Here is a 13,028-nt window from a genome sequence, read left to right on the forward strand (position 1 = left end):
AGGCTAGCCCATCACATCAAAGCCCTTCGAGCTCGGCCATCAGGTCACTGAGCCGGTCAACCTTGTCGTCATCCAGCACACTGCCCTGCAACCCGCGCACATACTCGGCCAGTTCCTCCACCGTGCTGCACTCGAACATCGCCCGCAGCGGCACGTTCAGTTGCAGTTGCTTCTGCACCCGCGAGGCGATCTGCGTGGCCAGCAGCGAATGCCCGCCCAGCTCGAAGAAGTTGTCGTGCACCCCAACCCGCTCGGCCTTGAGCACATCGGCCCAGATGCTGGCCAACGTCTCCTCCAGCTCATCACGCGGCGCCAGGTAGGCCTGGCTGTGCTGCCCGCCGATCTCGATGGCCGGCAGCGCCTTGCGGTCGAGCTTGCCGTTGGCGTTGTGCGGCAGGCTGGCGAACCAGCCCCAGTGCAGCGGCACCATGTACTCCGGCAGCTCGGCGCGCAGGCGTTGCTTGACCTGCTCCAGCAGCGCGGCATCGGCCGTGATGCCCTGGTGTGCCACCAGGTAGCCGACCAGGTGCTTGCCGTTGGCGCCCTCCTGCACGCCCACCGCCGCATCACGGATTTCGGCCTGCTCGTGAAGGCGTGCCTCGATCTCGCCCAGTTCGATGCGGTAGCCGCGGATCTTCACCTGATGGTCGATGCGCCCGACGTATTCGAGCACCCCGTCCGGGCGCTGCCGCGCCAAATCGCCGGTGCGGTACAGGCGCTCGCCCGGCGCCCCGTGCGGATGCGGGATGAACGCCAGGGCGGTGCGCACCGGGTCGCCGACATAACCACGACCGACGCCGGTGCCGGCGACGCACAGCTCACCCACCGCGCCCAGCGGCACCAGGGCCTGGTCCTCGCCGTAGAGGAACAGCCGGTTGTTGTCGGTCGGCGTGCCGATCGGCAAGTAGCTGCCACGGGTGGAGTCGGCATCGACCCGGAAGAACGCCACGTCGTCCGAACACTCCGCCGGCCCATAGGCGTTGACCAGGCCGATAGCCGGGTAACGCTGCAACCACTGCGCAGCCAGTTCCGGCGGCATGGCTTCACCGGTCGGCAGCATCCAGCGCAGGCCGTCGAGGGCCTGGTGATCGTTGGCCAGCATGCCCTGGATCAGCGATGGCACGCTTTCCAGCACGCTGATGGCGGTGGCCTGCACATGGGCCAGCAAGCCCTGCGGGTCATGGGCGATGGCGTTCGGCACGATCTCGACCCTGGCCCCGAACAGCGGCGCGGCGAGGAACTGCCAGACCGAAATGTCGAAGCTTTGCGAAGCCGTCTGGGCAATCACGTCATGTTCGCTCAAGGCCAGGTACGGCACCTTGCTCAGCTGGTTGTTGAGCATGCCGCGCTGCTCGACCATCACGCCCTTGGGCAGGCCGGTGGAACCGGAGGTGTAGATCACGTAGGCGAGGTTGTCCGGCCCGCTGTGGATGCCCGGGTTGTGGCTGGCGACTTGGCTGGCCTGGATGTCTTCCCACACCAGCAGTTGCGGCCGCGCCACGCCCGCCAGTTCATCCAGCAGCTGGCGCGCCTGCCCGGCACAGGCCGCACTGCAGACCAGCACCGGCGTGCGGCTGAGTTCGACGATGCGTTGCAGCCGCGCCGACGGCAGCCCGGGGTCCAGCGGCAGGTAGCCGGCGCCGGCCTTGAAGCTGCCGACGATCATGCCCAGCAGCGGCAGGCCACGTTCGGCCAGCAGCGCCACCGGTTGATCGACCGCCACGCCAGCGCCGACCAGGGCATGGCCCAGGCGGTTGGCCGCCAGGTTCAGCCCGGCGTAGTCATAGGACGCCTCCAGGCAGCGGGCCACGGTGCGCTCGGGGTGCGCCGCAACCTGCGCCTCGAACAGGGCGACGTAGCTCTGCTCCAGCGGGTAGGCCCGTTGGCTGCGGTTGCAGTCCTCGAGCAGGAAGCGTTGTTCGTCCTCTCCCAGCAGCGGCAGTGCGCTGACCTCGCCCTCGAAGCCCTGCACCAGTGCCAGCAGCAGGCGCTTGAACTCGGCCAGCAGGCGCTCGACGGTCGGGTAGTCGAAGTAGCGCTGGTCGAACGACAGGTGCAGGCCCAGGTCGTCGCCCGGGTAGCACACCGCCGTCAGCGGGAAGTTGGTGTGGGTACGGCCCGAGTCGGAGGTGGCATTGAGGTGCTGGGCATGGTCGAGCACCGCGGTTTCCACCGGCGCGTTCTCGAACACGAACAGGCTGTTGAACAGCGGCTGGCCCTTGGGCAGTTCGCTGCACTCCTGGATCGCCACCAGCGGCAGGTACTCGTATTCGCGCAGCTCCATGTTGCGTTCCAGCAGGCCTTGCAGCCACTGCCGCACGCTGCGGCGCTGGCCAGGTTCGGGCAGTTGCACGCGCAGGGCGATGCTGTTGATGAACAGGCCGACGGTGCGCTGCATCTGCGGCAGGCTCACCGGGCGCCCGGCCACGGTGACGCCGAAGGCCACGTCGCGGTCGCCGCTGTAGCGCGCCAGCACCAGGGCCCAGGCCGCCTGGGCGAAGGTGTTGATGGTCAGCTGGTGAGCCTGGGCCAGCTCGCGCAGGCGCACGCCGTCGCTGACCTCGAGGCGGGTGTAGCAGTCGCCGACCACCATGCCGTCACCGGCGTGGTCGTGGCGCAGCGGGCGGTCGCTGGGGAGCGCCGTGGCGCGTTCGAAACCGGCCAGGTTGGCCTGCCACCAGCCGCGCGCCTCGTCGAGGTCCTGGCGTTGCAGCCAGCCGATGTAGTCGCGGTAGCGCGGCGGCACCGGCAGCTGGGCCTGGCGGCCTTCGCCGAGGGCCTGGTAGATCTCGAAGAAGTCGTTCATCAGCAGCGAGCGGCACCAGGCATCGATGAGAATGTGGTGGTTGCTCATCATGAACCAGTAGCGCGCGTCGGCGACGCGGACCAGGCGCAGGTGGAACGGTGCTTCTTGCAGCAGGGCAAAGCCGGCTTCGCGCTCCTGCTTGTGCAGGGCTTGCAGGCGCGCTTCCTGGGCCTGGGCGTCGAGCGCGCGCCAGTCCTGGTAGTCCACCGGCGTGTTGCCCGGCTTGTGGATGATCTGCAGCATGCTCTCGCCGGCGTTCCAGCTGAACGAGGCGCGCAGCGCTTCGTGGCGCGCCACCACGGCCTGCCAGGCCTGGGCGAAGCGCTCGGGGTCGAGGGCGCTGTTGATGCGGTAGCGGTCCTGCATGTAGTACAGGCCGGTGCCCGGCTCCAGCAGGGTGTGCAGCAGCATGCCCTCCTGCATCGGCGTCAGCGGGTAGACATCCTCGATCTGCGCGGCCGGCACCGGCAGCGCGTCGATCTGCGCCTGGCTCAGGTGCGCCAGCGGGAAGTCCGATGGCGTGAAGCTGCCGTTGCCGTCGGCCAGGCAGTGCTCGACCAGCGCCAGCAGCTCCTGGCGATAGGTTTCGGCCAGCTGGGCGATGGTCTGCTCGTCGAAGCGTTCGCGGCTGAAGGTCCAGCGCAGCTGCAAGGCGCCGCCATACACCTGGCCATCGACGCTGAGCCAGTTAGGCAGCGGCGCATCGAGGTCGTGGGCCAGCCCCGCCGGGGCATCCAGTGGCTGGAACAGCGCGGCTTCGTCGAATTGCTGGTCGAACTGGCCCAGGTAGTTGAAGGTGATGCGCGCCTGCGGCAGCGCCGCCATGCTTTCGCGCACGGCCTGGTCGGCGAGGTAGCGCAGCACGCCGTAGCCCTGGCCCTTGTGCGGCACCTGGCGCAGCTGCTCCTTGATGCACTTGATGGACGCCGCACGGGCGGCATCGTCGTCCCCGGCCTGCGGGTTGAGGCGCAGCGGGTAGGCATTGGTGAACCAGCCGACGCTGCGGGTCAGGTCCATGTCCTCGAACAGCCCGTCGCGGCCATGGCCCTCGAGCTGCACCAGCACTTCCTGGTCACCGCTCCAGCGGCACAGGGTGCGCGCCAGGGCGGTCAGCAGCAGGTCGTTGACCTGGGTGTGGTAGGCCGCCGGCGCCTGTTGCAGCAACTGCCGGGTCTGCGCCACATCGAGGCCGATGGCCAGGGTCCGGGCGTGCAGGTGCAGGTTGCCGCCCTGGGGGTGGTCGCACGGCAGTTCGTGGCGCACGTCACCCAGCTGGCCTTGCCACCAGCCCAGCTCGTCACGCAGCGAATCGCTGCCGGCGTAGCTGGCCAGGCGCGCGGCCCAGTCGGCCATGGCGTGGGTCTTGGCGACCAGCGGCTGGCCACGGTACAGCGCCTGCAAGTCTTCCAGCAGCACGCGCCAGGACACGCCGTCGACCACCAGGTGGTGGATCGCCAGCAGCAGGCGCTGGGCGCCCTGCCCGTCGCTGACCAGCAAGGCGCGCAGCAGCGGGCCCTGCTCGAGGTCGAGGCTGCGCTGCAGGTCGGTGTACAGCGCCTGGCAGTCGTCGAAGTCGGCGACCGTGGCGGTCCACAGCAGTTGCTCGGAGGTCACCGGCGCGAACGCGGCCTGCCCTTGGCTGAAGCGCAGGCGCAGGCTGTCGTGGTGGCTCAGCAACGCGGCCAGGGCCTGCTCCAGGGTGGCGTCGTCCAGCGCTTGGCGCGCCTCCAGCAACACTGCCTGGTTCCAGTGCTGCGGTTGTACCACGTCACTCTCGAAGAACCAGTGCTGGATCGGCGTCAGGCCGCTGCGGCCCACGCGCGGGCCTTGCTCGATGGTGCTCGGCGCGGCGCTGCGGCTGACAACCGCCGCCAGGGTCTGGATGGTCTGGTGCTGGAACAGGTCACGCGGGGTGAACTGCAGGCCCAGCTGGCGCGCGCGGCTGACCACCTGGATCGACAGGATCGAGTCGCCGCCCAGTTCGAAGAAGTTGTCCTGCACGCCGACCCGGGAGACGTTCAGCACCTCGCGCCAGACCTGCGCCAGTTGCTGCTCCAGTTCATTGGCCGGGGCCTGGTAATGCTGGCGCGCCTGCTCCAGGTCCGGCGCGGGCAGCGCACGGCGGTCAAGCTTGCCGTTGCCCATCAGCGGCAGGCTGTCGAGCAGCACCAGGTGGGCCGGCACCATGTAGTCCGGCAACTGCTGGCGGGCGTCGGCCTTGACCGCTTCGCGCAAGCGGGCCTGGGCCTCGCTGTCGCCACTGGCCTGCTTGCACACCAGGTAACCCACGAGTTGCTTGCCACCCGGCAGGTCGAGGGCCAGGACCACGGCCTCGTCGACGTCGGCGTGGTCCTGCAGGCGGCTTTCGATCTCGCCCAGTTCGATACGGAAACCGCGGATCTTCACCTGCTGGTCGGCACGGCCGACGTATTCCACCAACCCGTCCGCGCGCAGGCGCACCAGGTCGCCGGTGCGGTACAGGCGCCCGCCGGCCTGGCTGAACGGGTCGGCGACGAAGCGCTCGGCGCTCAGCCCCGGGCGGTCGTGGTAGCTCTGGGCCAGGCCGTCGCCGCCGACGTAAAGCTCACCGATGCCGCCTTGCGGCAGCAGCGCCAGGTCATCGTCGAGGATATACGCGGTGCGGGCACCGATCACCCGGCCGATCGGCACGCTGCCGGCATCGGCGGGCAGCACCTCGGGCGCCAGGCAGGCCAGCGGCATGACCACGGTTTCGGTCGGGCCGTAGGCGTTGAAGAACTGCTGCGGGGCGAAGGCCTGGCGGATGCGCTGCAGGTGCTCGCCGGTCAGCGCCTCGCCGCCGGTGATCACCAGGCGCACCGGCAGCTGCTCGCCCTGCCCGGCCAGGTACTGGGCCAGCTGGCTGCCGTAGCTCGGGGTAAAGCCGAGGATGCTCACCTGCTGCTCGCGCAGCAGCTGGCAGATTTCCTCGGCGCCCCACTGGCCCTGGGCCCGCAGCACCACGCGGGCGCCGCACAGCAGCGGCGTCAGCAGGCGTTCGCTGGCGGCGTCGAAGTTTATCGAGTAGAAGTGCAGCTCGCAGTCGTCGCTGCGCATGCCGAAGGCCTCGATCACCGCCTGGCAGTGCATGGCGATTTCACCGTGGCTGACCACCACGCCCTTGGGCTTGCCGGTGGAGCCGGAGGTGTAGATCACGTAGGCCGAGTGCTGCGCCAGGTTGAGGTTGTCCAGCGGCGCATCGCTGTAGGCCGACAGGCTCGCGGCGTCGTCCTCCAGGCACCAGCGCGCCACGCCTGCCGGCAGTTCGCCGAGGGTCTCGAGCAAGGCGCGCTGGCTCAGCAGCAGGCCGATGCGGCTGTCCTCGATCATGTAGTGCAGGCGCTCGAGCGGGTATTCCGGGTCGAGCGGCACATAGGCGCCACCGGCCTTGAGGATGGCCAGCAGGCCGACCACCATCTCCAGCGAGCGCTCCAGCGCCAGGCCCACCCGCACCTGCGGGCCGACGCCACGCTCGCGCAGGGCGCGGGCCAGGCGGTTGGCCTGCTGGTCGAGCTCGGCGTAGCTCATGTGCTGGCCGGCGAAGGTCAGCGCCCCGGCGCCCGGCGTGCGTGCGGCCTGGGCGGCGAACAGGCCGTGGAGGGTCTGGTCGAGGGCGAAATCGTGCTCGCCCTGCAACTGGCCGATCAGCACCTGCTGCTCGGCATCGAGCAGCATCGGCAGCTCGCACAGGCGCTGCTCGGGGTTGTCGAGCAGGCCGACCAGCAACTGCTGCCAGTGTTCGGCCATGCGGGCGATGCGCGGCTCGTCGAACAGGTCGCGGCTGTAGGTCAGGCAGCAGCCCAGGCGGCCGTCGAGGTCAGTGACCTCCAGGTACAGGTCGAACTTGGTGGCGCTGGCGTCGTTGACCAGGTAATCCACCTGCATGCCGGCCAACGTGCGGCTTTGCTGGAAGGCCCAGCGCTGCACGTTGCACATCACCTGGAACAGCGGGTTGTAGGCGCTGCTGCGCGGCGGTTGCAGGGCTTCGACCAGCTGGTCGAAGGGCAGGTCCTGGTGCGACTGGCCTTCGATGGCGGCCTGGCGCACCTGTTCGAGCAACGCAGCGGCAGTCATCTGCCCGTCCAGTTCGCAGCGCAGCACCTGGGTGTTGAGGAAGGCGCCGATCAGCCCTTCGCTTTCCGGGCGGATGCGGTTGGCCACCGGTGCGCCGATGCGCAGGTCGCGCTGGCCGCTGTAGCGGTGCAGCAAGGCGGCCAGGGTGGCGGTCATGGTCATGAACAGGGTCAGGCCGCGCTGGCTGTTGAAGGCGTGCACGCGGGCGACCAGGGCCGGGTCCAGGTCGAAGCGGAACAATTCGCCACGGTGGCTCTGCACCGCCGGGCGTGGGCGATCGGCGGGCAGCGCCAGCACCGGGTGCTCGTCGCCCAGGCGGGCCTTCCAGTAGGCCAGCTGGCGGGCGCCCTCGCCGCCCTCGAGCCATTGTCGTTGCCACACGCTGTAGTCCAGGTACTGCACCGGCAGCGGTGCCAGCGGCGACTCGCGCTCATCGACGAAGGCTTCGTAGAGCTCGCCCAGTTCTCGGGCGAAGATGTCCATAGCCCAGCCTTCGGTGACGATGTGGTGCAGGGTCAGCACGAAGAAGTGCTCGCGGTCCTCGGTCTTGGCCAGGCAGGCGCGCAGCAGCGGGCCGCGTTCCAGGTCGAACGGCTGGTGCGCCTGGTCGTCGGCCAACTGCTGCAGGCGCTGCTGGCGGGCATCGGCGGGCAAGGCGGTGAAGTCCTGCCAGTGCAGCTGCAGGTTGCTGTCGTCGGCCACGCACTGGTAGGCCACGCCATCGATGCTGGGGAAGGTGGTGCGCAGGGTTTCGTGGCGCACGATCAACGCCTGCAGGGCGCGTTCGAACGCGTCCACATGCAGGGTGCCGCGCAGGCGCGCCATGCCGCCGACGTTGTAGGCGGGGCTGTCCGGTTCCATCTGCCAGAGGAACCACATGCGCTGCTGGGAATACGACAGCGGCACGGCCTGGCGGCGGTCGACGCGGGCGATCTCGCCTTGCTGGTTGCGCGCGCCGGCCTGGCGCAGATCGGCGATGCACGCGCAGAACGCGCCCAGTTCACTGGCGTCGAACAGCACTTTCAGCGGCAGCTCGACATCGCAGGCCTGGCGGGTGCGCGAGACGATCTGGGTGGCCAGCAGCGAGTGGCCGCCGAGGGCGAAGAAATCATCGTGCAGGCCGATGCGCGGCAGGTTCAGCACCTCGCGCCAGATGGCGGCGACCTGCTGTTGCAGCGCGGTCTGCGGCTCGACGTGTTCACGCTGCTGCCAGACCGGGGCCGGCAAGGCCTTGCGGTCGACCTTGCCGCTCGGGCCCAGCGGCAGGTGCGCCAGGGCGATCAGCTGGGCCGGGACCATGTACGCCGGCAATTGCGCCGACAGCGCAGCCAGCAGGGTTTCGGCCGCCGCCGTACCGCTGTAGTAGCCAACCAGTTGCGCGCCGACGGCGTCCTTGTGGATCAGTACCAGCGCCTGTTCGACACCGGGCTGGGCGAGCAGGCAGGCCTGTACTTCCTCCGGCTCGACCCGGAAGCCACGCACCTTCACCTGTTGGTCGAGGCGGCCCAGGTATTCCAGGGCTTGTGCTTGCACCTGCCAGCGGGCGCGGTCGCCACTGCGGTACAGGCGCGTGCCGTCGCCATCGGCCTGGGGCACGAAGCGCTCGGCAGTCAGGCCTGGACGCCCCAGGTAGCCACGGGCCAGGCCCGCGCCGCCAAGGTACAGCTCGCCCGGCACGCCGGGCGCCGCCAGTTCGAGTTCCTCGTCCAGCACGCGGCAGAGCACGTTGCCCAGCGGGCGGCCAATCGGCGAGCGCGGGCCATCCTCGGCCTGGCAGTGCCAGTGGGTGACGTTGATGGCGGTTTCGGTCGGGCCGTAGCGGTTGTGCAGCTGCACCTGCGGCAGCAGTTGCAGCACGCGGTCGCGCAAGGCTGCAGGCAGCGCCTCGCCGCCCGAGAACAGCCGGCGCAGGCTGCTGCAGGCGGCGGCCTGGGGCTCCTGCACGAACACCTGCAGCAGCGGCGGCACGAAGTGCAGCGTGGTCACCCCATGCTGCTGCACCAGCGCGGCGATTCGCTGCGGGTCGCGGTGCTCGCCAGGGCCGGCCAGCACCAGCTGGCAGCCGGTCATCAGCGGCCAGAAGCATTCCCACACCGAGACATCGAAGCTGATCGGTGCCTTCTGCATCAGCACGTCGCGCTCGTCCAGCGCGTAGGTCGCCTGCATCCACTGCAGGCGCTCGGCCAGGGCCGCGTGGGTGTTGCCGACGCCTTTGGGCTGGCCGGTGGAACCGGAGGTGTAGATCACGTAGGCCAGGTTGTCGCCGTGCAGGTGCAGGCCCGGCGCGTGGCTTGGCCAGCTGTCCAGGTGCAACTGGTCGAGGGCGATGGCGCTGACCCCGTCGACCTGCGGCAGCGTGCCGAGCAGGCTGCTGTGGCTGAGCAGCAGGTTGGCCTGGCAGTCGCCCAGCATGTAGGCCAGGCGCTCGGCCGGGTAGTCCACGTCCAGCGGCACGTAGGCGCCGCCGGCCTTGAGAATGGCCAGCAGGCCGACCAGCAATTGCGGCGAACGCTCGATGGCGATGGCCACGCAGGTGTCGGGGCCGACGCCCTTGTCGCGCAGGTAATGGGCCAGGCGGTTGGCCTGCTGGTGCAGCTCGGCGTAGTCGAGGCGGCCGCCCTCCCACACCAGGGCGGTACGTTGCGGGGTCAGGCGCGCCTGTTCGTTGAGCTGCTCGACCAGCAGCCGCGGTGGGGCATCGGCCGGGGCCTGGCCCCAGGCCAGAAGCTGCTCGCGGCCTGGGGCGTCGAGCAGTTGCACCTCGCCCAGGGCCAGCTGCGGCTGGGCGCTGACTTGTTCGAGCAGCGCCAGCAGGTGCTGGGCCAGGCGCTTGACGGTGGCGGCCTCGAAGCGCTCGGCGGCGTAGTCGAAGGCCAGGCTCAGGCGGCCCTGGTGGTCTTGCTCGCTGTGCAGCTGCAGGTCGAACTTGGCTTCGCGGCTGTGCCACGGCAGCTCTTCGGCGAGCAGGCCCGGCAGGCGGCGCAGGGCCGACAGGTCGCGCTGCTGGTGGTTGAACATGACCTGGAACAGGCCCTGCTCGCGGGCCTCGGGCAGCGCTTCGAGCAACTGCTCGAACGGCAGGTCCTGGTTGGCCTGGGCATCGAGGGTGGCCTGGCGCACCTGGGCCAGCAACTGCGCGAACGGCAGGCGCCCGTCGAGCTGGGCGCGCAGCACCTGGGTGTTGATGAAGAAGCCGACCATGCCCTGGGTTTCCTGGCGCGGGCGGTTGGCGTTGGGCACGCCGACGCGGATGTCGCCCTGGCCGGTGTAGCGGTGCAGCAGGCCTTGCCAGGCGGCCAGCAGGACCATGAACAGGCTGGCCTGCTGCTCCCGGGCCAGGCCATCGAGGGCTTCGGCCAGCCTGGCCGGCACCTTGACGCTGTAGCGGGCGGCGCGGTTCTGTTGCTGGCTGGTGCGCGGCTGGTCCGGGTGCAGGTCGAGCACCGGCAGTTCATCGCCCAGTGCGGCCTTCCAGTAATCCAGCTGACGCGCGCTTTCGCCTTCGGCCAGCCATTGCCGCTGCCAGCTGCCGTAGTCGGCGTAACCCAGGGTCAACGGCGCCAGCTTGGCCTCCAGGCCCTGGCAATGGACGGCGTACAGCCTGGCGAACTCGTCGAGGAGGATGTTCAGCGACCAGCCGTCGGCGACGATATGGTGCAGGGTCACCCACAGCTGGTGGTCTTCGTCGTCCAGGCGCACCAGGGTTACCCGCAGCAGCGGGCCCTGGGTCAGGTCGAAGGGCTGCTGCGCCTCGTGTTCGCGGCGCGCGGCCAGCGCATCGGCGCCCAGGCCTTCGAGGTCCAGGCGCTGCAGGTTGAACGGCTGCTGTGGCAGCACGCGCTGCAAGGCCTGGCCGCCCTCCTCGCTGAACAGCGTGCGCAGCGATTCGTGACGCGCCACCAGCGCCTGGAAGGCCGCCTCCAGCGCAGCGGGGTCCAGCTCACCACGCAGGTGCAGGCCGGCGGGGATGTTGTAGGCCGCAGACTGTGGTTCCAGCTGCCACAGCAGCCACAGGCGGTTCTGCGCCAGCGACTGCGGCAAGGCCTGGGCACGGCTCTGGGTCGCGATGGCCTGGGCCTGGGCACCGCCCGCGGCGAGGATGGCCGCCACGGCGGCGCTGTAGTCGGCCAGCTCAGGGGCTTCGAACAGGGTACGCAGGCTCAGCGCGATGCCCAGTTCATCAGCCAGGCGTGCGGTGGCCTGGGTGGCGGCGATGGAGTTGCCGCCCAGCAGCAGGAAGTGGTCGTCGGCGGCGACCGCCTCGACCTTGAGGACCCCGCGCCAGATACCGGCGATACGTGCCTGAAGCTCATCAGCCGTGGCAATGGCCTCGGCCTGCTCGGCGGCCATCGGGAAGCGCGCGTAGCAGTCCAGGCTGCCATCGTGCATGCGCTGGCGGCAGGCCGAACGCTGCAGCTTGCCGCTGGAGGTTTTCGGCAGTGCGCCGGGGTTGAGCAGCAGGACCGCCGCCGGCGCCTGGCGGCAGGCATCGGCGATGACCTGGCGCAGGGTCTTGATCAGGTCCTGGGGCTTGACCGCCTTCTGCACATTGCGGCTGATCTCCACCGCCACGCCGATGCCCTCTTCGCCCTGGTCGTCGACGGCGAACACCGCCACGCGGCCTTTGCGCAGCCCTTCGACCTCGCGTTCCAGGGTCTTTTCCAGGTCCTGTGGGTAGAGGTTCTGGCCACGTACGATGAGCATGTCCTTGAGGCGCCCGGTGACGAACACCTCGCCGTCACGCAGGAAGCCGAGGTCGCCGGTACGCAGCCAGGTCTGGCCGTCCATCTCGACGAAGGTACGCGCGCTGGCTTCGGGGTTGCGCCAGTAGCCCAGGGCGATGCTCGGGCCGCCGGCCCAGATCTCGCCGACCTGGTTGTCGGGGAGCTCTTCGAGGCGCTGGGGCTCGACGATGCGCACCGCATGCCCTGGCTGCGGGTAGCCGCAGCTCATCAGCACGCTGCCCTTGCCAGGTTCGGCGCGGTTGGCAGCGAAGGCTTCGGCGTCCAGCTCCAGCGCGCCGATGCCCTGGCCACGGCGGCTGCCGCTGACGAACAGGGTGGCTTCGGCCAGGCCGTAGCTGGCGAAGAAACTGCCGGGCTGGAAGCCGCAGGCGGCGAACTTGCCGGCGAAGCTGTCGAGGCTGTCCTGGCGGATCGGCTCGGAGCCGGAGTAGGCCACGCGCCAGCGGCTCAGGTCGAGGCCGGCCAGGGCCGCCTCGCTGACCCGCTCGCTGCACAGGCGGTAGGCGAAGTCCGGGCCACCACTGATGGTGCCGCCGTACTCGCTGATCGCCTGCAACCAGCGCAGTGGGCGGGCGAGGAAGTAGCCCGGCGACATCAGTACGCAGGGCACGCCGCTGAAGATCGGTTGCAGCAGGCCGCCGATCAGGCCCATGTCGTGGTACAGCGGCAGCCAGCTGACGATCACGTCGTCGGGGTTGAGGTCGATGCCGAAGCCGCCGCGGATCAACTGCTCGTTGGCCACCAGGTTGCCGTGGCTGACCTGCACGCCCTTGGGCAGCGCGGTGGAGCCGGAGGTGTACTGCAGGAAGGCGATGTCCTCGCCCTTGAGCACCGGCGCCTGCCAGTGCGCGGCCAGCGCCGGGTCCAGGCTGTCCACGGCCAGCAGTTCGGGGGCGTTGGCGGCAGACAGCGCATCCAGGCCTTGCAGGGTTTCGTGCAGCGCGGCCACGGTCAACAACAGGCGCGGCTCGGCGTCGTCGATGATCGACAGCAGGCGCTCCTGATGGTGATGCCGCGAGGATTCCGGCGGGTAGGCCGGCACGGCGATGATGCCGGCATACAGGCACCCGAAGAAGGCCGCCACATAGTCAGGGCCGCTGGGGAACAGCAGCACGGCACGCTCGCCGAACCCGGCGCGGGCCTGCAGGGCTGCGGCGATGGTGCGCGCCCGCGCGTCCAGGTCCCGGTAGCTGAGCACGGCCTGCTCGCCGGGGGCATCGGCCAGAAAGCGCAGGGCGATGCGGTCCGGGGTCCGGGCGGCACGTTGCGCCAGGGCCTGGACCAGCGAGAGCGGGAGTTCGAAGGCGTCCGTCATGGGGTGTTCCTGCCAGTGTCTGGTTGGGTCGGGCCGGCTGCCCCGCGCGGGTCGGCGGGCAGCATGCGGC

The 13,028-nt window shown here is 69.8% G+C and carries 1 protein-coding gene; it reads right to left on the reverse strand.

Annotation, left to right across the window (positions count from 1 at the left end; genetic code table 11):
- Nucleotides 1-16: 16 nt before the first annotated feature.
- Nucleotides 17-12,958 (reverse strand): non-ribosomal peptide synthetase, encoded by a 12,942-nt coding sequence (locus ACIP21_RS22550; RefSeq protein ID WP_400692304.1) that lies wholly within the window; start codon nt 12,956-12,958, stop codon nt 17-19.
- Nucleotides 12,959-13,028 lie beyond the last annotated feature (70 nt).

This window comes from Pseudomonas sp. NPDC089401, from assembly GCF_044749485.1.
Taxonomy (GTDB): Bacteria; Pseudomonadota; Gammaproteobacteria; order Pseudomonadales; family Pseudomonadaceae; genus Aquipseudomonas.